Consider the following 24666-nt stretch of genomic DNA (forward strand, 5'->3'; position numbering starts at 1 on the left):
CTTAATCCTATGAATAACCACAAAAAATGTGGCATTAAAATTGCGTTAGTAAGAGACCATTTTCTGCGGCAAGCTATATGAGTTGTAATAGCAACAGACTGAAACATATTAATCAATTTACAGGTGAATTCGGCGGAGCTTTTGCCGATTTAGGCACTTTTTTACCTTTAGTGCTTGGCCTTATCGCCCTGAATCACTTCTCGGCTCAAGGGATCTTTATCGGCTTTGGCCTGTTCGCCCTATTTAGCGCCTTCTACTACCGCAGGCCGATACCTGTACAACCGATGAAAGTGATTGCCGCGCTCGTGATAGCCCAAGGGTTAACCCCCGGCATGTTGCAAGCCAGCGGTATAATGATGGGGGTAATTCTTTTAATCTTGGCTTATAGTGGCGCCATTACTTGGATGGCTAAACAGCTGTCGCCTGCCATCAGCATTGGAATACAATTGGCCATAGGGTTACAACTGATTTGGATGGGGGCCCAGATGATGAGCGACACTTGGCTCATCGGTATCTTGACCTTTAGTACCCTGTTTGCCAGCCGTTTCTTACCCCTGCCCTACCTTGTGATGCCTTTAGTGCTAGTGGTCGGGATTGTATGGCAATATAACAGCGGCTTCGCCCCTAGCTTTACACTGGCAGCCAGCAACGATTGGCAACTGGGCTGGCCCAGCATGCAAGAGTGGGCCTCTGCCGCCGGATTATTAGTCCTGCCGCAGCTAGCACTAACGCTCACCAATGCGGTGATCGCTACCTCAGCTATGGCGAAAGAAAAGTTTCCCCACGATGCCAATCATCACCCAGACAGATTTTCACCTCAACGCCTCGCTACCAGCTCTGGTTGGGCCAACCTGTTATTAGCCCCTTTTGGCGCAGCCGCCATGTGCCATGGCGCTGGAGGGCTAGCGGTGCAATATCATTTTGGTGCCAGAACCTGGATTGCACCAGCCCTGTTTGGCACCAGTTGCTTACTCATCGCCCTATGTTGGGGTGAGAACATCGCGAGTCTACTCTCGCTTATCCCCTTAGCGGTGCTCGGCAGCCTGCTTGCCATTGCTGGAGTGCAGTTGGCATGGTCAAAACGCTTTATCGACGGTAAACCCTTTTGTATTTTTGTCATTCTCTCGACCGCGACGATCTGTTTATTTGTCAATACCGCAGCGGGCTTAGCGACAGGGATGATATTGGAGATGGGGCGCCGTCACTGGCACACCATCTCAGATTTACGCTCATGACCATTTGCTGATAACCCCGTCGGTCAGTGAGCACCGCATTACTTAAGATAGGATAACTCAGTTTGCAACTGCAATAACTGCTGCCGCTCATCCTGCAGTTTATGTTGGTACTTCATCACCTTGTCTTGCTTGCCTTCCGCCTTAGCTTCCTTTAATGCTTGGGTATACTCGGCAATATCTTGGTTAACATCGTCAATATCCTCAATCAACTCCTGGCGTAACGCTGCATTGCTGCAGTTAGCTTTAGCCGCTTCAAGTGCCTTAGTTAACCCATTAACTTTATGTGAGTTATGCTGTTTTTTAGCCTGTGCTAGCTGAGTTTCAATTTCACAAAATTTTCTTTCACAGCCCATTAAATGTGTGCAATCGCTCGATGCCATGACCATAGGCGATGGCAACAGCATTAAGGCCGAAACCGCTAACATCTTTTTAATACGTAATTTTTTCATCGATATAACCTCTTTATGGTGGCACTAGCTAATAATAAATAGGGATGCTGACGTTTATTTCAAGGTCAACAATAGCAGGCTGTTTGGCTGAGTTGCCGAGCTCACCTGTAGGCAGGAACCGTGTGCAAGTATCACTGAGAGCTACTTGACCTAATGCCAGAAACAAAAATGCCGATGAGGGTAACCCTCATCGGCATCTATCAACACTGCAGGCTAAAAGCTATTGCTAACTAATGGGCAAATCAACAATTGACCATCGAATTGGCGATTAGCTAATTCTTTGGCGAACCGCCTCAAATAAACAAATACCCGTCGCGACCGATACATTTAAACTCGAAACGCTGCCCGACATTGGGATGGAGGCAAGTGAATCACAGCTCTCACGAGTCAAACGACGCAGGCCCTTATCTTCGGCGCCCATGGCGATGGCTAGCGGTCCTTTAAGGTCGGCTTGATACAGATTATGCTCAGCTTCACCTGCTGCACCGATGATCCAAATCCCCTTGTCTTGCAGGCTCTTCATGGTACGTGCGAGGTTAGTCACCTGAAACAGTGGCACCACTTCAGCCGCGCCACATGCTACCTTGCTAACCGTTGGGGTTAGGCCAACCGAGTTATCACGTGGCACGATGACGCCGTGAACACCTGCGGCATCAGCGTTACGTAAACAAGCCCCCAGATTATGTGGGTCGGTAACGCCATCCAGGATAAGCAAAAATGGGGTGTCGGTCTTTTCCACTAAGGCTAACAGATCGTTGTCGTTAAGCTGTTTAACTGCTTTAACGCGAGCCAAAACCCCCTGATGTTGGGTGCTACCCGCTTTCTCATCAAGCGCCTTACGCGATGTTTTTTGAATTGACACGCCATACTGGGCGGCGATTTCAAGTAGTGGGATTAAGCGTTGATCGTCACGACCTTGCAATACCCACATCTCAATCACACGTTCGGGACTATGGTTAAGCACTGCTTCAAGTGCATGAATGCCGAAGGTGATATCTTGTTTTTTCATTAATATATTTTCTCTTATTACTGCGCTTATTACTTAGTGACTTTACGCTTTACTGGCTTACGTTTTTTGGCGCCAGTTTTGGCTGCATCCGCTTTGGCTTTAGCTGCACCACCTTTAGCCCCATTGGTTTTACGCTTGGCGGGGGCTTTGGCGTCTGCCTTGGGATTACCGGCTGCGGTCTTAGCGCTACTGCGTCGAGGTTTGCGGGCCGTTTTATCGCCAGTCCCTTTACCTTGCTTAGCACCTTCAAGGTTAACCCGCTCACGGGCCGTCAGCGGGTTATTACTCTTACCTCGCCTTGGCGAGCGTCCCTCATCACCAACCATCACAAGATCGATTTGGCGATCATCAAGATTCACGCTGGCCACTTTAACCGTCACCGGATCGCCAATCTGATACACCTGACCAGAGGCTTCGCCCACAAGGCGTTGACGCATATTATCGTAATGATAATAGTCACCGCCTAGGCTAGAGATATGTACTAAACCATCGATAAACAAGTCACTTAGGCGTACAAACAGACCAAAGTGAGTCACCGAGGCGATCACAGCTTCAAAGGTATCCCCCACATGATCTCGCATAAACTCACATTTAAGCCAATCGCTGACATCTCGGGTGGCTTCATCGGCGCGGCGCTCAGTGGTTGAACACTCTTCGCCGAGCAGGTCTAACTCTTCAATCTGGTAATGGTAACCCCCATCTGGGGTCCATTTATCTTTGCCTTCACCTCGCTCCTTGGCTAATAGGTAGCGAATGACGCGATGTAAGATAAGGTCGGGATAGCGGCGAATGGGCGAAGTGAAGTGGGAATACTCCTCTAGTGCCAATCCAAAATGCCCTTGATTATCTGGGGTATAGGTAGCTTGGCGCATCGAGCGCAGCAACATTACCTGTATCAGTTCAGCATCGGGTCGGTCGGCAATCTGTTCCATTAAGGCTTGATAATCAGCCGGAGTCGGCTCTAACCCACCAGCCATGGTGAGTCCACGCTCTTTAAGGAAGTCCTTAAAATTAGTGAGTTTTTGCTCTGATGGCGCTTCATGCACTCGATATAGCACTTCACCTTTATGCTTTTGCACAAATTTAGCCGAGGCAACGTTAGCCAAAATCATACATTCTTCAATGATTTTATGGGCCTGGTTCCGATGACGCTGCTCAATACGCTCAATCTTACGATCGGCGTTAAACACAAACTGAGTCTCTGTAGTTTCAAAGGCAATAGCGCCGCGCTTAGCGCGGTTTTGCTCTAAGACCAGATACAAAGATTGCAGCGTCTGTAGATGCGGGAAGATAGGTTTGAGCTCATCGCTCACCTCACCACCTTCGAGCATATCGGCAACTTGGGTATAGGTTAAACGTGCGTGAGAGTGCATCACCGCTGGGTAAAACTTATAACCCGACAGTTTACCTGAGGCTGAGATAGTCATTTCTGCCACCATGCACAAGCGATCGACCCCTGGATTGAGTGAACACAGGCCGTTTGACAGCTTCTCTGGCAACATAGGGATCACTTGCGATGGGAAGTAAACCGAGTTACCTCGTGCACGCGCCTCTTGATCCAGCGCCGATTCGGTGCGCACATAATGACTCACATCGGCAATGGCAACCCATAAGCGCCAGCCACCGCTTTTTTTAGTTTCGGCATAAACGGCATCATCGAAATCGCGTGCATCTTCACCGTCAATGGTCACCAAAGGCAGCTTACGCAGGTCGACACGACCTTGCTTTTCCTCTTCGGTTACCTCATCGGGGATCTTGCGCAGTTTCTTTTCGATAGCGCTCGACCAAGTGTGGGGAAGATCGTAATTACGTAATGCAATTTCTATCTCCATACCGGGTGCCATCTCTTTGCCTAACACTTCAACCACTTTACCGGCAGCCTTGATATGGCGGCCTGGACGACGGGTTAATTCGACTACTACCACATCGCCTTGACGGGCGCCGTTGCGATCTTCGTTAGGGATTAAAATCTCTTGGGTGATACGTTTGTCATCGGCGATGACAAAGGCCATGCCTGAGTCGATATGAAAACGGCCCACCAATGGGGCGGTGCGCTGATGAGTTAGGCGCACAATACGTGCTTCGCCGCGCCCTTTTCTATCGACGCCAGCTTTTTGAGCTAAAACCTTATCACCGTGAAAATACATCAACATGTCACGGTTATTGATATAAAGGTCATCACCCCCTTCGTCGAGCTTTAAAAAGCCAAAACCATCGCGGTGGCCAATCACAGTGCCACTGAGTAGGTCCATGCGCTCAGGTAAGCCATAGGCTTGCCCGCGCGTAAAGACTAGCTCACCATCACGTTCCATCGCGCGTAGACGACGACGCAATGCTTCTAATTGCTCTTCATCAACAATGTTGAGTGCATCTGCAATTTTTTCGCGATTGAGGGGTGATTTTTGTGAGCGCAAGTATTCTAAAATATACTCACGGCTGGGGATGGGGTTGTCGTACTTCTGTTGTTCACGCTTTAAATGCGGATCGTTGATCATTCAATATCCAAAATGTCAGCCCATGCTTAATTGCTTGGGGCAATTACCGGGATCTCAGATGCTCCTGCTTTGCCCTCTTAACTGCACTGGCGGGCATTTTTGCTTCTAGCACCATCAATAATTGTAAGGCTTGTTGTTTCATCGCCTCATCACTAAATACATCATTGTATAGCCAATGATAACCCATTTCGTAATCTCGTGGGCTACCATAGCCTTCGCCAAACAACCTCACTAACATCATACGTGCAGGAAGATCGCCACTGGCGGCAGCGGGCAGTGTGTATTGCACTGCACGCTCTCTATCTTGGATGACAAACTTACCATCTCGGTAATATTCGGCAATCCTAACCATGGCTTCGGCGCTACCTTGTTCGGCGGCATCGCGAAGCAATGAAATACCCCTTGGCGGATTGGCGGTCACGCAAATCCCATAATTGAGCATTTCAGCCCAAAGGTACTGATACAGCGGTTGTTTCAGCACTTCGGCACGGGCCTCAATATCTTGCAGTAACTGGCAGTCGTCACTGGTGACTCGAGTGAGATACGATTTATCTCGTATCATATCAATCAATTGTTCTTGGCTGTAAACTTCAACAGCCTCGGTATCTGCGTAGCTGGTTAAAGATAAGGAACTCAAAATAATAAAGAATACCAATCGTAGCATAACAAAATTCTCTATATCGATTTCGCGCCCTGTATCACCTGTAGGAACACAGTCATTGGGCAGTATAACTTATCTTATCGGCAGCTGGGCATATACCTTAATAACGCTCGTCTATCTATAGCCGTTTCTTTTGCCTGACTCAATAAAAAGGCCGCTTAACGCGGCCCTTATGATTAACTAAACGGATTCACCAGAATCATGGTCTCGTTTCTATCGGGACCCGTTGAGATAATATCGACTGGCGTTTCCAGCAACTCTTCAAGACGCTTAATGTAGTTCAATGCCGCTTGTGGCAATTGATCAACAGAAGTGGCGCCGAAAGTAGTTTCACTCCAACCAGACATGGTTTCGAGTACAGGTGTTACCTGCTCGTAACCTTCAGCCGCTAACGGAGTCGTAGTTGCTACAGTACCGTCTGGGTATTGATAGCCAACACAGATCTTAACTTCTTCTAGGCCGTCTAAAACGTCTAGTTTAGTTAAGCAGAAACCGCTAACACTGTTGATTTGAACGGCGCGCTTCATTGCGACAACGTCTAACCAACCTGGACGACGCTTACGACCAGTAGTGGCACCGAACTCGTGACCCTTAGTACCTAAGTAGTCGCCGATTTCGTTTTTCAATTCTGTTGGGAAAGGACCTGCACCAACACGAGTGGTGTATGCCTTCATGATACCCAAAACGTAATCTAGATGACGTGGACCAAATCCTGAACCCGTTGCAACACCACCGGCGGTAGTATTAGAAGAGGTTACGAACGGATAAGTACCATGGTCAATATCTAATAACGTGCCCTGAGCACCTTCAAATAGAATTGGTTCGCCAGCTTTGCGTGCCTGATCAAGCAGCTCAGATACGTCTGTACACATGCTCTTCAAGTAATCAGCAATGGCTAGAGCATCTTTCAATGTCTCTTCGTAATCAACTGCTTCACACTTGTAGTATTCGGTCAGCATGAAGTTATGGTAAGCCATAACTTCTTTTAGTTTAACGGCAAACAATTCTGCATCAAACAGATCACCTACACGTAAACCGCGACGAGAAACTTTGTCTTCGTATGCTGGACCAATGCCACGACCCGTAGTACCAATAGCATTGTTGCCACGCGCTTTTTCGCGAGCGACATCTAACGCACAATGGAATGGAAGGATCAAAGGACACGCTTCAGAGATAAGTAGACGTTCCTCTACAGGTACGCCACGCTCTTTAAGCATGTTGATCTCAGTCATCAGAGCGTCTGGTGCTACCACCACGCCATTACCAATAATGCATTTCACATTATCGCGTAAAATTCCTGATGGAATAAGATGAAGAACGGTTTTGTCACCATCGATAACCAGTGTGTGACCCGCATTGTGGCCACCTTGGTAACGAACGACATATTTGGCCTGTTCGGTAAGTAGATCGACTATCTTACCCTTTCCTTCGTCACCCCATTGGGTGCCGAGAACTACGACGTTTTTGCCCATTATTTGCTGCAAGGTAGTGGTTAAAACGGGATTTTAGCAGATCTTAGGGGGGAAGTGGCAAGTAATTTATGAAAAAATAATCAATATGATCACCCCTGCAGTGACTAAACTACCGCCCAGCCTCTGAAGAAGACTTTGATTTTGATTGGAAATGTCTTGTAAGTAAGCACGCCAACGATTAGGGAATAATAAAGGTCCAATACCTTCGATAACCAGCACTAAACCGAGCGCAAGCATGATTAATTGCAGTGACATAAACAGCGTTCCTTAAATAGGACAATGAAATAATCTCAATCCTAAAAATAGCAGAATTTAGTTATAAAAAAACCCAGCGTAATGCTGGGTTTTTGAATTTTCGAAGCGAAATATTAACGCTTAGAGAATTGTGGCTTACGACGTGCTTTACGTAGACCCACTTTCTTACGCTCAACTTTACGAGCATCACGGGTAACGAAACCAGCAGCGCGTAGAGATGGACGTAGAGCTTCATCAAGTTCCATCAGTGCACGAGTGATACCGTGACGGATTGCACCTGCTTGGCCAGTGGTTCCACCGCCTTTAACAGTTACATAGATGTCTAGCTTGTCAGTCATTTCAACTAGCTCTAGAGGTTGACGAACAACCATACGAGCAGTTTCACGACCAAAGTATTCGTCAAGTGGACGTTGGTTCACGACGATGTTACCACTACCTGCTTTAGCGAATACGCGAGCAGTAGATGTTTTGCGACGGCCAGTGCCGTAGTACTGAGTTGCAGCCATTTGCTTAATCCTGTTTAGATATCAAGAACTTGAGGTTGTTGTGCAGCGTGGTTATGTTCTGTACCAGCGTAAACTTTAAGTTTACGGAACATGGCACGTCCTAAAGGACCTTTAGGTAACATACCCTTCACTGCTTTCTCGATGATCATTTCAGGCTTATGATCTTGCAGCTTTTCAAAGGTGATCTGCTTGATGCCACCGATGAAACCAGAGTGCGAGTAGTACACTTTGCCTTTCGCTTTATTACCAGTAACAGTAACTTTCTCAGCGTTGATAACGATGATGTAATCGCCAGTGTCAACGTGCGGTGTATACTCTGGCTTGTGCTTACCACGTAAACGGGTAGCAATTTCAGTAGCGATACGACCTAAAGTTTTACCTTCAGCGTCAACAACATACCAGTCGCGAGTAACGGTTTCTGGTGTAGCAGTAAAAGTAGTCTTCATTTACAAAAACCCAATGTTAAAATTCTGTCTCACATGCCGTCATTCATTATTAAATAACAACACAAAAAGTGCCATTCCCCGCCCCTTCGAGCAAAGAATAAGGCTTTACAACTTCCACCGTATAGATGGAGTAACGAGGGCAGGTCGCGAATTATAGACAAAGCTGAGTTAAAAATCATCTAATTTTTTAGCTAATTTAAATGATTTACCCCGCGTTACGCTAATCGTACTTGGGTAACAGAATAAATTAATCGTGATTTTGATTACTTCAGCAGTTAACGCGCCAATCATGGCGCGTAACTCATTGGGATAATCAACGTTTATAAACCGATATCTTTAAGGGAGGTGTTCCAATGCTAAATAATCATGGGATTGCATTTCAATAAGGCGTGAGCGGCAGCGCCTAAATTCAAATGAGAGTAACCCCTCAGTATAGATCTGCTCCAGCTCAACTTCAGCCGAGATAATCAATTTAACGTTGCGCTCATAAAACTCATCAACCATGGCGAGGAAGCGCCGAGCAATATCATCGCCTGTCGTATTGCTCCCCATCTGCTCGACTCCGCTGAGCAATACCGTATGATAAAGGCACGCCAACTCCATATAATCGCGCTGGCTACGGGGACCATCACACAGGTCTCGAAAGTTGATGAGCAGCACACCTTGCGCTTGCTGACGTATGGTGATTTCGCGGCCATCGATATCAATTGGCGCGTAAGATATTTCTGACTCTGGCGCTAACTGAGCAAAATAACTCAGCAAATTTTTATCGGCCTGTGGATCAAGAGGATAGTGGTATATTTCGGCTTGCTCTAAAGTGCGCAAACGGTAATCGATGCCACTATCAACATTTAAAATTTCACAATGTTTATTAATCAAGGCTATCGCCGGTAAGAAACGGGCACGCTGCAGTCCATTTCGGTACAACTCATCGGGAATAATATTAGAGGTAGCAACTAATACCACCCCTTCAGCGAAGAGGGCTTCAAATAGCGTGCCGAGCAGCATAGCATCGGTAATATCCGAGACAAAAAACTCATCAAAACAGATCACCTGATAACGTTCGGCCATCCGCTTAGCAATCACCAATAAGGGATCTCGCTGACCTTTTAGCCCATCTAAATCCAAATGAATTTGGTGCATGAAACGATGAAAATGGGCACGCAACTTTTTATCACCCGGCAAGGCATCATAAAAGGTGTCCATCAAATAGGTTTTACCACGTCCCACGCCGCCCCAAAGGTATAAGCCTTTCACTTGGGAAGTCGATTTACCCATAAAGCCAAATAATTTTGCCAATCCTTTAGGGGGCTGCTGGCTTACGATAAGTTCATCATAGACACGTTGCAGCGACTTAACCGCTTGTTCTTGCGCGGGATCATGGGAGAAATCTGTTCGCTGTAAATCTTGCTGGTAATGTTCCCAGGGAGTGAGATGTGACACGTGAAATATTCTCTTCTATCCTTAAATCAACGAGGCGATGTTAGCACGAGCAATGCTAAATCTCATAAATATCTACTTAATTCCATCTAACTAACATCAACCATCACACCAACCTAACTCACTGATTAGGTGAATTAAACCATTAAAATACGTTCATTTAGACTTAAGTCGCATACGCTGTACGATAGTCGAAAATAACAACTACACTAGAACGGCTATACGCTTAACAAGTGGCACTTGTACATATCATAAAAACATTGAGGGATGACTCAACGGCATGGATTCAGCACTTTTAAGTAAGCGTACCTAAGTCATACCACTCAGACAAAAGACGGCAAAACAGCGCCACGAAATGCTCGCCATAAGCGCAATACAACCATTAACAAGGCACTGAATAAATGACAAAAAAATTAACCTTTGTTAATCAAGCTGAACTTTGCGTAAACGAGTACGGTCGGAGTGAATAACAGATTTAAGATTAATGACTTGATATGAGGTAAATCAACCTTATATCTATGATTATCATAAGTCCATTATCCCAACTATTGGAGTCATGACATAAATGAAAACAAAATTATCACTACTATCAGCAGCGTTACTAGGTGCTAGCCTCATGGTGATGCCTGCCGTCTCTCAGGCAGCGATTCCATTAGCGGTGGGTGGTCAAGAACTCCCAAGCTTAGCCCCTATGTTAGAAAAAACTACCCCTGCGGTGGTCGCCGTAGCAGTATCAGGAACCCACGTATCTAAGCAACGACTGCCCGACGCGTTCCGTTATTTCTTTGGGCCAAATGCCCCACGCGAACAGGTACAAGAACGCCCCTTTAAAGGCTTAGGTTCAGGGGTGATTATCGATGCCGACAAAGGTTATATTGTCACCAATAACCACGTGATCGATGGCGCAGATGAGATCTTAATCGGTTTGCATGACGGCCGTGAAATAGAAGCTAAATTAATCGGTGCAGATGCTGAATCCGATATTGCTCTATTACAAATTAAAGCCAAAAATCTAGTGGCATTAAAGCGTGCCGACTCTGATGAACTAAGGGTGGGTGACTTTGCAGTGGCCATTGGTAACCCCTTTGGTCTGGGGCAAACTGTCACTTCAGGTATTGTCAGTGCTATGGGCCGCTCAGGGCTGGGGATTGAGATGCTAGAAAACTTCATTCAAACCGATGCGGCCATTAACAGCGGGAATTCGGGAGGAGCCCTAGTCAACCTTAATGGCGAACTTATCGGTATCAATACTGCGATTGTGGCCCCAGGCGGCGGTAACGTAGGTATTGGCTTTGCGATCCCAGCCAACATGGTCAATAACCTCGTTGAGCAGATCATTGAACATGGCGAAGTGCGTCGCGGTGTACTTGGTGTCAGTGGACGCGATCTCGATAAAGCCCTAGCCGAAGGTTTTGGCTTAGAAACCCAACATGGTGGTTTTGTTAACGAGGTGATGCCTGATAGCGCCGCCGATAAAGCGGGTATCAAAGCTGGTGATATTATCATTAGCGTTAACGATAAGCCCATTAAGTCGTTCCAAGAATTACGCGCCAAAGTGGCCACCATGGGGGCGGGTGCAACGGTAAAATTAGGACTGATCCGTGATGGCGATAAAGAAACCGTAACCGCCACCTTGGGTGAGGCAAATCAAGCCAGCGAAACCGCAGCGGGAGCCGTACACCCAATGCTAGCCGGTGCAACACTTGAAAATGTTAAGAGAGGTGTTGAGATCACCGAAATAGCTCAAGGCTCTCCAGCTGCAGCCAGTGGTTTGCTCAAAGGCGATATTATTGTAGGTATAAACCGTACCCGAATAGATAATCTTAAAGCCCTTAAAGCTGAGCTCAAAGATTCCACGGGTGTGGTGGCACTGAAAATATTGCGTGACGGCAATAGTCTCTATCTCGTCCTACGTTAAATGCTCTCCCAACAAGGAGGCGATAATCCCATTATCGCCTCCTTGTTTTTTTACTCGGCTTATGTTGCTGCAATAACCTGACATAGCTAATAGTGCACTATAAATAAACATGTTAATCTTACTCAACTTTTTTCCTAATTCATTCAATAATGACTCTTAAAGACACTGCGATATATGTTGGCAAAGCTGTATTTTTTGGGCTGATCATGGCTGGCGTCTTTTTGACCCTTACCCCACTACTGACAGGGCAACACTCGAGTAATAACTTGTTTCAGTCCCGCGGTAAGCAAGGAATTGAGTTGTCATTTTCACATGCGGTTCGTCGGGCTGCCCCCGCGGTAGTGAACATCTACAGCCTGAGCATAGACCAAAATCAACCATTAAACTCTGGAGCACTGCAAGGGCTGGGCTCTGGGGTTATCATGAGTAAAGCGGGCTACATACTGACCAACTACCATGTGATTAAAAAAGCCGATGAAATCGTGGTCGCTTTGCAAGATGGTCGCAAGTTTACCTCTGAAGTGGTGGGATCTGATCCTGTAACCGATTTGGCAGTCTTAAAAATCGAAGGTGACAGCCTGCCAATCGTCCCAATTAACCTTGAGATCCCGGCACAAGTGGGTGATGTGGTGTTAGCCATAGGTAATCCGTACAACTTAGGCCAAACCATTACACAAGGGATCATCAGTGCTACTGGGCGCAATGGCCTCAGCTCGCGTTACCTCGATTTTTTACAAACAGATGCTGCCATCAATGCAGGGAACTCTGGCGGGGCACTTATCGACACCAGCGGTCAACTGATTGGCATTAATACGGCCGCATTTCAGGTGGGTGGTGAAGGTGGTGGACATGGGATTAACTTCGCGATCCCCATTAAATTAGCCCACAGCATTATGGGTAAACTGATAAAAGATGGTCGGGTGATCCGTGGCGCATTAGGTATTACAGGCGAGCCTATTAACCCTGTGATGGCACAAATTCTTAATCTGCCCGATCTCACAGGGGTATTGATAACCGATATTGATCGCCAAGGCCCTGCAGCCTTTGCCAAGCTCAGACCCAGTGATGTGATCACCAAGTTTAACGATGAAGTGGTGCCTGGCGTTGAGATGCTGATGGACAGAATTGCAGAAACCCCACCAGGTACTAAAGTCACCATGACCATCATACGTAATGGTCAATACTTTGATGTGCCCGTGACAATAGGTGAAAGCATTTAGGAAACTGTGTTCGGTTACGTAAAACCTAGCCCACCATGGTTTTATCACCCTTAATGAACAATTAAAGTCAGCAATTGCTGGCCTTAATTATGCTTATGAACAAAGTAACTCTAACGTCTTACATAAGCTAGATTTTGGTTAAACAGCGGGCCCAGTTTACTGGGACTGGCATCGCGCTAAAAGTGACAGCACTACTTCTTTTGTTCGCGATTAAATAGGTGCAACCAAAAAGCACATTCGAGCAGCACGCCAGCCACCAAAAAGAGCAATGCACCTAGATGCAAGCCAATAACATAGCAGCCCAATGCCGTTAGCAGTAACACAATTAATATCACTATCCTTTTGCCGTGCTCCATATACTCTCCTTAGCATAATGAATCTGCCTTCTTACCATTAGGCCACAAATGTCTTATTTTCGAGCCATTGCTAACGATAGCATAATGAAAACAAGTTCTTTATTCATCTGTTCCTATTACCACATAATTGATGTGTGACCACACCTGACCTTGTGAAAATAGATGTTTACAATCAATGGGTTAAGTTACTAAAACCGCTAAAAACTCGAACGCATATCTTTGTCTTGTCCGCATTACGCGAGCCTATAGCGAATCCTGATAAATCCACTGTTTACGATATTATCAATATTGCTAAAACTAAAAGACCATCTCAAATAATTTAGGAGATGGTCTTTTCTAAGCACTTAAAGTGAGTTTTACACTCTAACCCTTATATTACTGATGAATCTTAGGCAATACTGCGGCTTTATCCGTGTAGTCTCCGTGACAGTTACCACAAGTAAACTTAGCTGTGCCCCAAGGCATTTGGAACTTACCATCATCGGTAAACTGCTTAGCATCTGGTGAAAGATCTAGGGTAAAGAGGTGAGACTTGATATCACCAAATACTACATCAGAGGTCCCCATCTTAGGCGCTGTCGTTACCGCACTCTTAGCCAGCTTGGGCATATGACAATCGGTACACTCAGCCATCACACCATGCCCAATTGAACCACCGCCATCAGTGAACGCCATAGTGTGACAGTCAGTACACGCTTTCACCGCATTCATGTGTAGACCATCGCTACTATCTTGGTTTTTGGTCGACTTATGCGAATCGTGACAAGTAGTACACGTCATACTGCTCTTAGGACCAATTTCATCACCCGCTTTATAAGTGCCGTGATCTTCAGGAACAACTCCTAACAGCTCATCAGCGGTTTGGTGATGCTGCGCAAGGCCACCTTTAGCGACAATACGACCACCCACTTTCGCACCGTTAGGAAATGCTTCATTGTACTTGCTCACAAATGATGGATAATCTTTCTCGCCATCTCGGGTATGACACTCGGCACAGGTTACCGCTTTACCATAACCCATATCATCGGCAAGGAAATCTTCCGTAGTACGCGCAATCGCTATCTTGGTAATATTGTCTGTAGATGGGGCCTTAACGTGGAAGCTACCTGCACCATGGCAAGATTCACACTGGATCCCTTGCTCAGCAAACGTGCCATTCATGCCCGCCAAATTATCTTGACGATCAGGATTACGATCATCGCCCCCCGCCACATCTGTGGTGCGCTTCCAACCTGTAGTATGACAATTACCACAGCTGTACTTGTAGTTAAACTCGGTCGCTTTATAGTCTCCCATCACGTTCGCATCGGCAGGATGATTATCAGGAATATTGAGTTCGCCTTTACCGTTACGAATGTTGTATTGCACATCCTTACCCGTAACTATATAGCCATCTTTATCTAACCAACGCATCTTCCAATGGTAGCCACCAACAACATAACTCACATCGGCATAGCTAGTTGGGGCACCTAAATCATTATTTGGCGTAGCATCAACCAATAAGTCGATGGCACCAGTAATGGTTGTCTCAGGTGTATACGGGAAGCTTGGCTGTTCACCAGCACTGATTTTTTGGATTTTGAAGTTGTGGCCAGTCTTAGAAAACGATGCATGCTGATCACTATGACACCCTGCACAAGCCGCAGAGCCCACATAGGACAAGACTTCAGGCTCTGGTGTAACAGCAGCCTCGACAGTCACAGTGACTTCACCAATCGCTTCATCGGTACCATCTGTAATCGTATAAGCAAACTTCACTTCGCCAGCCGATGCTCCTGCGGTAAAATTAACTTTCCCCTCTTTTATCACGGCATTCGTTGAATCAACAGATACAAGCGTTAAGGTGTCACCATCGACATCGGTATCATTGACTAACACGTCAATGATAACCATTTCAGACACGGTCACTTTAGCCGTATCAGCAACGGCTACCGGCGGATTATTCTCTTCGATTGGTGGAATAATAGTGTCGTCATTATCGCTACCACACGCCACTAGCATAGAAACCATACTAGCGAGCAGTAGCTTTTTACATGGAATTTGATTACTCATTTTGTTCATCCTCTCGTGGCTTATGACAATCACCAACTTGCAGGGAGGGCGATTGATATGTCTCTTTGGACATACTCACAGTATTTGCGCTTTACCACTTAAGGGATAGATGAGGCGATTTCACAACAACGCTGAGTCTGTTAACTTTAATTATCATATCCAATTAAAAGCAAATAAAATCAATTACTTAAAATCTATGACAGGTTGTGATTTTGCAGTACAAACTGGCCAGTTGTTGTCAGGATGTAGATCTTGCTCTCATTTTGTTGCACCAACCCCGCTTTTTTTAATTGGCGTAAATGAAAATTAAACTTAGTATGGTCAGAAGCATCAACTAAACGGTAAAGATCCATAAATTTTAACTGTTTATGCGTGCCGAGTTGTTTAAGGGTTTGCCGCCGTAAAGGGTTAGCAAGCGCAGCATAAACACTATCGGGATCGATATCAGATGCGGATTTTAACAGCTGCTTTTCTGCAATACTGCGTTTGATGGTCATCAACAGCTCGCCAGCATTAAAAGGCTTGGTCATCACACTATCGGCCCCTTTCTTCATCGCATCAACAGCTGTATCTACGGTCGCATAAGCAGTAATGACGACTATCGCTAAAAATGGATTCAATTGACGTAAGTTAGATATCGCCTCGACCCCTGTCATGCCTGGCATCAATAGATCCATTAAGGCAATATCGAAAATATCGCGCTCACAAGCCGCTATGGCTGCCTCAGCGCAATCAACCGCAGTCACCTGATGGCCTTCAAGCTCTAATATCTCCACCATATTGATACGCAGATCGGCATCATCTTCTGCAATTAAAATATGACTCATGATGTTTCCTCATCAGTGCGAAAATGAATATCGATTAGTGTACCTTCCCCTAGCGCACTCTGTATTGTCATCTCACCATGGTGAGCACGAACAATGGCATCACAGATGGCCAACCCCAGTCCTGTACCCTGACCTATTGCTTTGGTTGAAAAAAATAGTTCGGTAGCCCGATTCACGACTTCTGTATCCATACCGTGACCAAAATCTTGTACCGATAAACAGATACCATCCTGAAGCTTTTTAATCGTCAGTAGGATCATCCCTCTCGGCTCACTCGCATCCATCGCATTTGACAGCAAGTTTATCAATAACTCTTCCAGCTTAATCTTCTGTCCACTCATTTGGATATCTTGCTCACATTCAACGGTAATTTGAAAATCCCGCCGTTTATGTGACAACAACCTTATCGCCGCTTGCGCAACCCTAGCGAGGTTAACGGACGAAAATGACTCCGAACGAGGCCGAGCATAGGCAAGTAACTCTTTACTTATGTCGGCAGCGCGACTAATACCCATTCTGACTCGATTAACATACTCCTGCTGCGCACTATCGGTTATGGGGTATTTTCGCTCTAACAACTCAAGGGCTAATGAAGATGATGCCAATGGATTATTGATCTCATGGGCGACCCCCGTAGCCAGCCGGCCAATGGCTTTAAATTTGTCAGCCTCTATCGCACGCTTTAGTTTTGCTTCAGTCTGCATCTCTCTTTCAATATCAAATACCTTTAAAGCCTTAAACAGGGTAAACAAAATCAGGCCTCCCGCTAATGTTCGCAACACCGGAACCCCAACGTGCAGCTCGGTTGCCACCAATCCAGCCATGATGCCGTAAATCCATAAACCTAACCCTGTGGCAATAAAATAGTGCCCGTATTTATGCTTGGCTTTCATTAAGCTATAACCATAAATCGCGATGCCACAGCCAGCTAGAAACGCACTGCCAAACCCTAGTAACAATCGCGTGAAGTGGGCAGCCTCCCGAAACAGATACTCAGACAGGCTGAAGACACTAGAAAAATATGCCACGACCATAAAATAGACCGCTAAGATAGCGATGATCAGCCCCCGCCCAACTTTGGCAAAAGCGTTAGGCACGATACCAAACAACAACCAGGCAAAAATCATTAAACTGGCAAATGATAGTGCCAATTTAAGCAATCGCAGCCACTCGACTAATACTTGATATTGAGGCTGAATATCCGCTTCAAACAGAATCACATACAGTTCAGACCATTCATGAAAAGCATGAGAAAAACCAAATAACGCCAGTGCCCATAGGGTGGGCGAAATAGATAACTGGCTATACTTAAAGTTTCTAAATAACACCACGCAGCCGATGGAAAAGAATACCAAGCCGTAAAAGAGATAGATGTTAAAAATGATAAAAGTCGACATCTGCTCACAATAACAGCTATCAACCAAGGCAAAAGTGAGCTCATAAGCAATTTATGAACATAGAATAGGATATATAAAAAAGCCACCGAGCTATCGGTGGCTTTTTAACTTATATAAACGAGTCGCTAGACAAGTGGGTTAACTCACTCTCACCACTTCGCCACCGAGGCCTTTAAACTTATCTTCGATATGCTCATAGCCTCTATCTAAATGATAGATACGGTCAACTGTAGTGATGCCATCGGCAACTAAACCGGCAATCACCAAGCTTGCAGAGGCGCGTAGATCGGTTGCCATCACTTGAGCACCATTAAGCTTTTCAATACCTTGAATAATACAAGTATTACCTTCTAGCTCCATCGTCGCCCCCATACGGATAAGCTCAGGAACATGCATGAAGCGATTTTCAAAAATCGTTTCGGTAATGGTCGCGGTACCATCGGCTAAGGCGTTAAGCACGCAAAACTGCGCTTGCATGTCGGTAGGAAAGCCAGGGTAAGGCATGGTCTTGATATTGACCGCCTTTGGACGTTTACCTTGCATATCGAGCTCAATCCAATCATCACCGGTGGTGATCTGCGCTCCGGCATCTTCGAGTTTGGCAAGCACAGATTCTAATGTTGAAGGATCGGCAGCAGTGCAGCGGATTTTACCGCGCGTGACAGCAGCCGCAACCAAGAAACTGCCGGTTTCGATACGATCAGGCATAACCCGATAGTGACAACCATTTAATTTTTCAACGCCTTGAATACGAATAGTATCAGTACCCGCACCGCTGATCTTAGCGCCCATAGCAATTAAACAATTAGCTAAATCAATAACCTCCGGCTCACGCGCCGCATTCTCAATCACAGTTTCGCCATCGGCAAGCGCTGCAGCCATGATTAAGTTTTCGGTGGCACCAACGCTGATCATATCCATAAAGATATGTGCGCCTTTTAAGCGGCCATCGACACGCGCCTTGATGTAGCCTTCTTTCACCTCAATTTTAGCGCCCATCTGTTCTAAACCATGCAGATGCAAGTTAACTGGACGTGCGCCAATAGCGCAACCGCCAGGCAATGACACATCGGCGGTACCATAACGGGCCAATAATGGGCCTAAAATCAGAATAGACGCCCGCATGGTTTTCACCAATTCATAGGGCGCGCAAAACTCATTAAGGTGGGTGGTAGAGATGGTGATTTCGCCACTGTCGGCCCGCTTAACATCAGCTCCTAAGCAACGTAATAGTTCGCAGCTGGTATTAACGTCTCTGAGGTTAGGCACATTGCTGACGACAAAATCTGTGTGGGCTAACACACCCGCCATCAAAATAGGCAGCGCGGCGTTTTTTGCACCAGAAATAACAACTTCACCGGCCAATGCACCACTGGCCTGAATTTTTAGTTTATCCACAATGACTCTCTACGCTGGCATGTTGAAGATTTTTTCACGCTTCCATTGCGTTGGAGTAAATGCATTTATCGTGATGGCGTGCAATGCACCGCTAGTCACTTGCTCCATCAAAGGGGCATAAATCATCTGCTGCTGTTTCACTCGGCTAGCGCCATCGAAACACTCACCCACGGCAACAATTTTATAATGGGTGCCATCTTGAGTCACGTGTACTTCTTCTAGAGATAGCGCTTCAGTCAGAAGCTGCTCAATCGCTTTACATTCCATGAACGGGTAACCTTTAATTGGCTTCTTCGACGAAGAAGTCTTGTAAATCATATAAATCAATCAATTTTTGTAATTGCAGCGGTGCCTGGCTCAAAATCAATGAGCCACCGTCTTGACGCTGTTGTGCCATCAATTGCAGCAGTAATGCCACCCCTGCCGTATCGGCGCTGGTGATGCCTGATAAATCGAGCCGTGACACATCTGAAGTGAGTAACTGCTCAACTTCAGGCCAGAGTGCAATCACTGCTTGCTTGGACAACTCGCCGCAAACCGAGCAAGTACTGCCTTCGCAGTTAAACGTCAGCATTACAGCTTAGTCTCCAATTTGCCTAAGCTAATTTGGTTATTGGTGTGTGTCAGTAACTCTTCAATCACCGAATCGATACCATTTTGGCGGATCAAATTAGAAATTTCAGCACTCTTTGAAGAGAGTAAGCTCACCCCTTCAGCCACCAAATCAAACGCTTTCCAGCTATCATCTTTAAGGCGGCGCACTCTAAACTGCAGCTTAATAGGTGGACGGCCTTGTTCGATAATCTGTACGTTAACATCAACCATTTTTTCGTCAGCAAAACTTTTTGCTGGGGCAAATTCCACTTTCTGGTTGGTGTACTCGGTAAATGCTTGAGCATAGGTGGCAATTAAATAGGTCTTAAAAGCCTCGGCAAAACGATCGCGCTGATCGGGTGTACTCTGGCGTAAATAGGAGCCCATTACCTTGTATGCGGCATATTTGTAATCGACATAAGGCATCAACTCATCAGAGACTATCACCTTAAGGTGGTCAGGATTGGTCTTAATTATGTCAATATCCTGATGAAAGCGGGCAAAAGTCTTATTGGCTACCGATTCAACCATGGCATAAGGATTTTGAATATTCACCTCTGGGTCGGCAGCATAGCTGACAGAGCTAACTAAATACGCCATGCAGGCAAAGATGACTTTGCATAACTGTTTCATAATGATCCCTATTAATTGTCTTTCGATTTAACACTATATAAAAACTGGCCGATCAGATCTTCGAGCACTAACGCGGAATGGGTATCGTCGATATAGTCACCCTCTTGCAGCATGCCAATATCGTCCATGACAAACCCAGGTGTAAGCCCTAAAAACTGCTCACCTAATAAACCTGACGTTAAAATCGACAGACTACTGGTTTCTGGAAACTGCTCATACTGCTTATCCATCGCCAATTCAACTACGGCAACCAGCTCTGTTGGATCTAAGCTGATTTGAGTCACTCGCCCTACTACAACCCCACCGACTTTAACTGGTGAGCGCACTTTAAGGCCACCAATGTTGGTGAATTTAGCATACAGGGTGTAATGGCTTTGACCCGGCTTAACCTCGACGTTAGCGACATTAAACACCAACACTAAAAACGCCATCAAACCAGACAGAATAAACACGCCCACTAATAATTCAATTTTTCGAGTCAACATACTCTGATTACCACTCAATTCTTTAGATACCACACTGCGCGGTACAATTAGTTCATCCGTAAACAAACATTCATTAATTACCAAACATCATGGCAGTTAATAGAAAATCTAACGCCAATACTGCCAAACTCGATTGCACAACAGTCTGGGTGGTCGCTCGGCTGATCCCCTCTGGATTTGGGATCACATTATAACCTCGATATAAGGCTATCCAAGTCACTACAACCGCAAACACCAGGCTTTTAATTAAGCAATTAACGATATCTTGGCGCCACTCTACCGATGCCTGCAAAATCGACCAAAAGCTGCCGCCATCGATCCCTTTCCACTCGACACCGACAATATGTCCACCGTAAATACCCACGGCGGTAAACATTAACGCCAATAATGGTAGGCTGATCACCCCGGCCCAAAAACGAGGAGCAATGATCTGCCGCAGCGGATCGATAGCCATCATCTCTAGGCTCGATAGCTGCTCTGTGCTCTTCATTAAGCCAATCTCAGCCGTCAACGCTGAGCCAGCTCGCCCAGCAAACAACAATGCGGTTACCACAGGGCCGAGCTCTCTGAGCAAACTCAGCGCCACCATAGGCCCTAAGCTATCTTCAGTGCCAAACCCTACCAAGATATTATAGCCCTGCAGCGCCAGCACCATACCGATAAACAAGCCAGAGACCAAGATGATCACCATAGATTGCACACCGATAACATACAGTTGCTTGATGAGCAGCGGGATCCCTTTACGCGGCTTAGGTACTCGGGCAATGGCGCCCCAAAGCATCAGCCCTGCACTGCCAAGTCCAGTCACACTGGCTATCGCACTACGACCGATACCAGCAATGTGATCAGTTAAGCTCACCTAACATCTCCTCTTGGTAATTTACAGCAGGAAAATGAAATGGCACTGGGCCATCAGGCTCCCCACCAATAAACTGCTTCAACTTTGGGTTGTCGGCCAGCCTTAACTCTTCAGGCGTACCGTGAGCGATAATGCGCTTGTCTGCCAACACATAGACATAATCGGCAATGCCCAATACCTCTTGTACATCGTGAGACACTACGACAGAGGTTAAGTTAAGTGCATCGCTTAACTCTCTGATAAGCTTAACCAACACCCCCATAGAAATTGGGTCTTGGCCCGCAAATGGCTCATCGTATAAAATCAGCTCAGGTTCTAAGGCGATGGCTCTGGCTAGTGCAGCACGTCGCTGCATACCACCAGATAACTCACTAGGCATCATCTTCGCAGCACCGCGCAGGCCTACGGCCTCTAACTTCATCAGCACGATACGCTTAATGATGGCTTCAGGTAAGCCTGAATGTTCACGCAAAGCAAAGGCAACATTGTCGAACACATTCATGTCGGTAAACAGTGCGCCACTTTGAAATAACATACTCATACGTTTACGCAGCTCAAACAGCTCACTGCGGTTGCACTGATGTACATCGATACCATCGATTTTAATATTGCCGCGATTGGGCTGTAATTGACCACCGATTAACTTAAGCAGGGTGGTTTTACCTATCCCACTGGGGCCCATAATGGCCGTGACTTTCCCTTTAGGGATCGACAGGCTAACATCTTCATAAATCACATGAGAACCGCGACTAAAAGCCAGATGTTCAATCTCGACTAGCGGCGTGGCGTCATCATCTGTTCGTTCATTGATCATTGTAAGACCTATATGTTCCGTGATAAATCGGCACAAAAAGAGGCAAATTGTACGTAATTGACCTATTGTGCACAACTGAATCGACACTATCTTGCCGCAATACTTTCAATTTTGTCCAAATCCAGCGAAAATGCGCGGCAGACACTCAAACAAAAATGAACTTTAATGCTTTTTAATATTTTTTTACTGCTTGCTGGATTAGCCACTCTAGTATGGAGTGCCGACAAATTCGTTTATGGTGCAGGCGCATTTGCCCGCAATTTGGGCCTACCACCCATGTTAATTGGTTTAACGATTGTTGCCATGGGCAGCTCGGCGCCGGAAATGTTTGTCGCCGCGACGGCATCAATGGAAGGTATGACCGATACCGCCATTGGTAATGTACTAGGCTCAAACGTTGCCAACATCAGTTTAATTCTCGGGCTCACCGCACTACTGGGTGCCATCTCCGTTAGCTCGCAAACTTTAAAGCGTGAAATTCCGATGATGCTGGCCGCCACTGTGATTGCTGGGTATTTCCTACATGACGGCCAACTGACCCGCATTGAGGGCGTGGGCCTAATGCTGCTGTTTTTAGCCTTAATGGGCTACCTGATTTGGCACGCCGTCAGCAATAAAGAAGCCGATCTATTAGCCGATGAATCCGATAGCGAAATCCCCAAAGATGTCCCAACAATCAAAGCCATACTCTGGTTAGTCGTCGGTATTATTTTACTCCCCTTATCGGCCGACTGGATGGTCGATGGCGCCGTGGGTATCGCTAAAGCGTACCACTTATCGGATCTGGTGATTGGTCTCACCATTATAGCCGTTGGTACCAGTCTGCCAGAATTAGCCGCCTGTGTTGCCGGAGTACTGAAAAAAGAAGATGATTTAGCCATAGGCAACATCGTCGGCTCCAATCTATTTAATATTTTAGCGGTATTAGCACTGCCTGCACTGATTGCACCTGGTGCTGTCGATGCCGCCGCCAGCACGCGAGACTTTTACATGGTGTTGGCGACCAGCAGTGCCTTAGCCATACTAATCCTACTAACGGGTAAGTCGCGTCAGCTCAAACCTTGGCACGGCGGAGTGTTATTGATGAGCTTTGTTGTTTATCAGGTGCTGGTTTTTCAATCCTAATTGCAGGTCTAGCCCGAACTGATTTTTTAAAGAGAGAACAAGATGGTAGATGCAGATCAACTACGTCAATGGGGGCGTAATGTTATCGATATCGAGCGCAATGCCCTCGATAATCTTTATCAATATGTCGATTCAAGCGAATTTGCCAAGGCATGCCAGTTAATTCTGAGTTGTACTGGTAAGGTGATCGTGATGGGCATGGGTAAATCGGGCCATATTGGCAACAAGATTTCTGCCACCTTAGCCAGCACTGGCACCCCCGCCTTCTTTGTACATCCTGGCGAAGCCAGCCACGGTGATCTTGGCGTACTGAGTGAAAATGATATTGTACTTGCTATCTCCAACTCGGGTGAAGCCAGTGAAATTTTAACCTTGATGCCGGTGATCAAACGTATGGGGCTGCCAGTGATTGCAGTAACGGGAAAGCCCGACTCCAATATGGCAAAGCATTCGATGGTGCATCTGTGTATCGACGTACCAGAAGAAGCCTGCCCACTTGGGCTCGCGCCGACCTCCAGTACCACTGCAACCCTAGTGATGGGCGATGCCCTTGCCGTGGCTCTATTGCAGGCTAGAGGCTTTACTAAAGATGATTTTGCGCTATCGCACCCCGGTGGCAGCTTAGGCCGTAAATTGCTACTAAGGGTCAGCGATGTGATGCACAAAGGCGATGAACTCCCCATAGTACCCCAACACATCTGCATTACCGACGCATTGTATGAGATCTCTAAAAAAGGCCTCGGCATGACCGCCGTGATCGATGACAATGGCGTATTGGTTGGCATCTTTACCGATGGCGATCTGCGCCGCGTGATCGATGCCGAAGTCGACCTTAGAAACACCTCCATCAGCCACGTTATGACCCAAGGCTGCGTGACCGTCAGCGACGGCATTTTAGCCGCTGAAGCGCTTAACATAATGGAAGAAAAGCAGATTAATGGCTTAATTGTGACTAACCTTCAACAGCAACCCATTGGCGCACTCAATATGCTCGATATGGTTAAAGCAGGAGTGATATAA

Annotated in this window: 25 protein-coding genes; 5 read left to right on the forward strand and 20 right to left on the reverse strand. The window is 46.3% G+C overall.

Annotated features, from left to right (window positions below; all coding sequences use genetic code 11):
• Positions 1 to 77: 77 nt before the first annotated feature.
• Positions 78 to 1235 (forward strand): putative sulfate/molybdate transporter, encoded by a 1158-nt coding sequence (locus AC5YB1_RS17080; protein WP_475515764.1) that lies wholly within the window; start codon positions 78 to 80, stop codon positions 1233 to 1235.
• A 38-nt stretch (positions 1236 to 1273) separates the two neighbouring features.
• On the opposite strand, the gene AC5YB1_RS17085 is transcribed toward AC5YB1_RS17080, so the two are convergent.
• The 9 genes from AC5YB1_RS17085 to zapE all read right to left on the reverse strand — a co-directional run bounded on the left by AC5YB1_RS17085 (position 1274) and on the right by zapE (position 9971).
• Positions 1274 to 1684 (reverse strand): DUF1090 domain-containing protein, encoded by a 411-nt coding sequence (locus AC5YB1_RS17085; RefSeq protein ID WP_494520131.1) that lies wholly within the window; start codon positions 1682 to 1684, stop codon positions 1274 to 1276.
• 268 nt (positions 1685 to 1952) lie between these two features.
• Complete coding sequence (gene rlmB / locus AC5YB1_RS17090; protein ID WP_494520132.1) at positions 1953 to 2693, reverse strand: 23S rRNA (guanosine(2251)-2'-O)-methyltransferase RlmB; 741 nt, start codon at positions 2691 to 2693, stop codon at positions 1953 to 1955.
• Between the two features lie 29 nt (positions 2694 to 2722).
• Positions 2723 to 5188, reverse strand: coding sequence for a ribonuclease R (rnr, locus tag AC5YB1_RS17095; RefSeq protein WP_494520133.1), 2466 nt, complete (start codon positions 5186 to 5188; stop codon positions 2723 to 2725).
• Between the two features lie 43 nt (positions 5189 to 5231).
• Positions 5232 to 5852, reverse strand: coding sequence for a tetratricopeptide repeat protein (locus tag AC5YB1_RS17100; protein ID WP_475515760.1), 621 nt, complete (start codon positions 5850 to 5852; stop codon positions 5232 to 5234).
• A gap of 173 nt (positions 5853 to 6025) precedes the next feature.
• Positions 6026 to 7321, reverse strand: coding sequence for an adenylosuccinate synthase (locus AC5YB1_RS17105; RefSeq protein WP_494520134.1), 1296 nt, complete (start codon positions 7319 to 7321; stop codon positions 6026 to 6028).
• A gap of 66 nt (positions 7322 to 7387) precedes the next feature.
• A complete protein-coding gene (locus AC5YB1_RS17110; RefSeq protein ID WP_475515758.1) occupies positions 7388 to 7576 on the reverse strand; it encodes a DUF2065 domain-containing protein in 189 nt (62 codons plus the stop codon).
• A gap of 113 nt (positions 7577 to 7689) precedes the next feature.
• Positions 7690 to 8082, reverse strand: a complete 393-nt coding sequence (rpsI, locus tag AC5YB1_RS17115; RefSeq protein WP_028762637.1) for a 30S ribosomal protein S9 — start codon at positions 8080 to 8082, stop codon at positions 7690 to 7692.
• Between the two features lie 14 nt (positions 8083 to 8096).
• On the reverse strand, positions 8097 to 8528 hold the full coding sequence (gene rplM / locus AC5YB1_RS17120; RefSeq protein ID WP_110455785.1) for a 50S ribosomal protein L13: 432 nt from the start codon (positions 8526 to 8528) through the stop codon (positions 8097 to 8099).
• Positions 8529 to 8864: 336 nt separating this feature from the next.
• Complete coding sequence (gene zapE, locus AC5YB1_RS17125) at positions 8865 to 9971, reverse strand: cell division protein ZapE (protein WP_494520135.1); 1107 nt, start codon at positions 9969 to 9971, stop codon at positions 8865 to 8867.
• Between the two features lie 562 nt (positions 9972 to 10533).
• On the opposite strand from zapE, the gene degQ reads away from it, so the two are divergent.
• Both degQ and degS read left to right on the forward strand, forming a co-directional pair.
• The gene (degQ, locus tag AC5YB1_RS17130; protein WP_475515756.1) at positions 10534 to 11886 is read left to right on the forward strand and encodes a Do family serine endopeptidase DegQ; all 1353 of its coding nucleotides are present in this window, start codon (positions 10534 to 10536) and stop codon (positions 11884 to 11886) included.
• Between the two features lie 149 nt (positions 11887 to 12035).
• Complete coding sequence (gene degS / locus AC5YB1_RS17135) at positions 12036 to 13106, forward strand: outer membrane-stress sensor serine endopeptidase DegS (RefSeq protein WP_475515755.1); 1071 nt, start codon at positions 12036 to 12038, stop codon at positions 13104 to 13106.
• A gap of 191 nt (positions 13107 to 13297) precedes the next feature.
• Here the strand turns inward: degS and AC5YB1_RS17140 are convergent, their stop codons facing one another.
• From AC5YB1_RS17140 to AC5YB1_RS17190, 11 genes are all read right to left on the reverse strand, one after another.
• Positions 13298 to 13462, reverse strand: a complete 165-nt coding sequence (locus tag AC5YB1_RS17140; RefSeq protein WP_494520136.1) for a hypothetical protein — start codon at positions 13460 to 13462, stop codon at positions 13298 to 13300.
• A gap of 375 nt (positions 13463 to 13837) precedes the next feature.
• Positions 13838 to 15514, reverse strand: coding sequence for an Ig-like domain-containing protein (locus AC5YB1_RS17145; protein WP_494520137.1), 1677 nt, complete (start codon positions 15512 to 15514; stop codon positions 13838 to 13840).
• 194 nt (positions 15515 to 15708) lie between these two features.
• Positions 15709 to 16341, reverse strand: coding sequence for a winged helix-turn-helix domain-containing protein (locus AC5YB1_RS17150; protein ID WP_494520138.1), 633 nt, complete (start codon positions 16339 to 16341; stop codon positions 15709 to 15711).
• Positions 16338 to 17738: a sensor histidine kinase gene (locus tag AC5YB1_RS17155; protein ID WP_494520139.1), complete on the reverse strand. Its 1401-nt coding sequence runs from the start codon at positions 17736 to 17738 to the stop codon at positions 16338 to 16340. Before AC5YB1_RS17155 ends, AC5YB1_RS17150 begins: the two co-directional genes overlap by 4 nt.
• Positions 17739 to 17876: 138 nt before the next feature.
• Positions 17877 to 19136, reverse strand: coding sequence for a UDP-N-acetylglucosamine 1-carboxyvinyltransferase (gene murA, locus AC5YB1_RS17160; RefSeq protein ID WP_494520140.1), 1260 nt, complete (start codon positions 19134 to 19136; stop codon positions 17877 to 17879).
• 9 nt (positions 19137 to 19145) lie between these two features.
• Positions 19146 to 19403 carry a BolA family protein gene (locus AC5YB1_RS17165; RefSeq protein WP_110455780.1) on the reverse strand — a complete coding sequence of 86 codons (258 nt, stop codon included), beginning with the start codon at positions 19401 to 19403 and terminating at the stop codon, positions 19146 to 19148.
• 13 nt (positions 19404 to 19416) lie between these two features.
• On the reverse strand, positions 19417 to 19710 hold the full coding sequence (locus AC5YB1_RS17170) for an STAS domain-containing protein (protein WP_494520141.1): 294 nt from the start codon (positions 19708 to 19710) through the stop codon (positions 19417 to 19419).
• The gene (locus AC5YB1_RS17175) at positions 19710 to 20366 is read right to left on the reverse strand and encodes an MlaC/ttg2D family ABC transporter substrate-binding protein (RefSeq protein WP_494521673.1); all 657 of its coding nucleotides are present in this window, start codon (positions 20364 to 20366) and stop codon (positions 19710 to 19712) included. Before AC5YB1_RS17175 ends, AC5YB1_RS17170 begins: the two co-directional genes overlap by 1 nt.
• 8 nt (positions 20367 to 20374) lie before the next feature.
• Complete coding sequence (gene mlaD, locus AC5YB1_RS17180; RefSeq protein ID WP_494520142.1) at positions 20375 to 20848, reverse strand: outer membrane lipid asymmetry maintenance protein MlaD; 474 nt, start codon at positions 20846 to 20848, stop codon at positions 20375 to 20377.
• Positions 20849 to 20921: 73 nt separating this feature from the next.
• The gene (gene mlaE, locus AC5YB1_RS17185; RefSeq protein ID WP_494520143.1) at positions 20922 to 21707 is read right to left on the reverse strand and encodes a lipid asymmetry maintenance ABC transporter permease subunit MlaE; all 786 of its coding nucleotides are present in this window, start codon (positions 21705 to 21707) and stop codon (positions 20922 to 20924) included.
• Positions 21694 to 22521: an ATP-binding cassette domain-containing protein gene (locus AC5YB1_RS17190; RefSeq protein ID WP_494520144.1), complete on the reverse strand. Its 828-nt coding sequence runs from the start codon at positions 22519 to 22521 to the stop codon at positions 21694 to 21696. Before AC5YB1_RS17190 ends, mlaE begins: the two co-directional genes overlap by 14 nt.
• 165 nt (positions 22522 to 22686) lie before the next feature.
• On the opposite strand from AC5YB1_RS17190, the gene AC5YB1_RS17195 reads away from it, so the two are divergent.
• Positions 22687 to 23646, forward strand: a complete 960-nt coding sequence (locus AC5YB1_RS17195) for a calcium/sodium antiporter (protein WP_494520145.1) — start codon at positions 22687 to 22689, stop codon at positions 23644 to 23646.
• Positions 23647 to 23688: 42 nt separating this feature from the next.
• Positions 23689 to 24666, forward strand: coding sequence for a KpsF/GutQ family sugar-phosphate isomerase (locus AC5YB1_RS17200; protein ID WP_494520146.1), 978 nt, complete (start codon positions 23689 to 23691; stop codon positions 24664 to 24666).

The organism is Shewanella sp. 433 (assembly GCF_059338565.1).

Coding starts and splice junctions, on each gene's coding strand:
- AC5YB1_RS17080 (WP_475515764.1), top strand. CDS start 78: ATGAGTTGTAATAGCAACAGACTGAAACATATTAATCAATTTACAGGT.
- AC5YB1_RS17085 (WP_494520131.1), bottom strand. CDS start 1,684: ATGAAAAAATTACGTATTAAAAAGATGTTAGCGGTTTCGGCCTTAATG.
- rlmB (WP_494520132.1), bottom strand. CDS start 2,693: ATGAAAAAACAAGATATCACCTTCGGCATTCATGCACTTGAAGCAGTG.
- rnr (WP_494520133.1), bottom strand. CDS start 5,188: ATGATCAACGATCCGCATTTAAAGCGTGAACAACAGAAGTACGACAAC.
- AC5YB1_RS17100 (WP_475515760.1), bottom strand. CDS start 5,852: ATGCTACGATTGGTATTCTTTATTATTTTGAGTTCCTTATCTTTAACC.
- AC5YB1_RS17105 (WP_494520134.1), bottom strand. CDS start 7,321: ATGGGCAAAAACGTCGTAGTTCTCGGCACCCAATGGGGTGACGAAGGA.
- AC5YB1_RS17110 (WP_475515758.1), bottom strand. CDS start 7,576: ATGTCACTGCAATTAATCATGCTTGCGCTCGGTTTAGTGCTGGTTATC.
- rpsI (WP_028762637.1), bottom strand. CDS start 8,082: ATGGCTGCAACTCAGTACTACGGCACTGGCCGTCGCAAAACATCTACT.
- rplM (WP_110455785.1), bottom strand. CDS start 8,528: ATGAAGACTACTTTTACTGCTACACCAGAAACCGTTACTCGCGACTGG.
- degQ (WP_475515756.1), top strand. CDS start 10,534: ATGAAAACAAAATTATCACTACTATCAGCAGCGTTACTAGGTGCTAGC.
- degS (WP_475515755.1), top strand. CDS start 12,036: ATGACTCTTAAAGACACTGCGATATATGTTGGCAAAGCTGTATTTTTT.
- AC5YB1_RS17140 (WP_494520136.1), bottom strand. CDS start 13,462: ATGGAGCACGGCAAAAGGATAGTGATATTAATTGTGTTACTGCTAACG.
- AC5YB1_RS17145 (WP_494520137.1), bottom strand. CDS start 15,514: ATGAGTAATCAAATTCCATGTAAAAAGCTACTGCTCGCTAGTATGGTT.
- AC5YB1_RS17150 (WP_494520138.1), bottom strand. CDS start 16,341: ATGAGTCATATTTTAATTGCAGAAGATGATGCCGATCTGCGTATCAAT.
- AC5YB1_RS17155 (WP_494520139.1), bottom strand. CDS start 17,738: ATGTCGACTTTTATCATTTTTAACATCTATCTCTTTTACGGCTTGGTA.
- AC5YB1_RS17165 (WP_110455780.1), bottom strand. CDS start 19,403: ATGGAATGTAAAGCGATTGAGCAGCTTCTGACTGAAGCGCTATCTCTA.
- AC5YB1_RS17170 (WP_494520141.1), bottom strand. CDS start 19,710: ATGCTGACGTTTAACTGCGAAGGCAGTACTTGCTCGGTTTGCGGCGAG.
- mlaD (WP_494520142.1), bottom strand. CDS start 20,848: ATGTTGACTCGAAAAATTGAATTATTAGTGGGCGTGTTTATTCTGTCT.
- AC5YB1_RS17190 (WP_494520144.1), bottom strand. CDS start 22,521: ATGATCAATGAACGAACAGATGATGACGCCACGCCGCTAGTCGAGATT.
- AC5YB1_RS17195 (WP_494520145.1), top strand. CDS start 22,687: ATGCTTTTTAATATTTTTTTACTGCTTGCTGGATTAGCCACTCTAGTA.
- AC5YB1_RS17200 (WP_494520146.1), top strand. CDS start 23,689: ATGGTAGATGCAGATCAACTACGTCAATGGGGGCGTAATGTTATCGAT.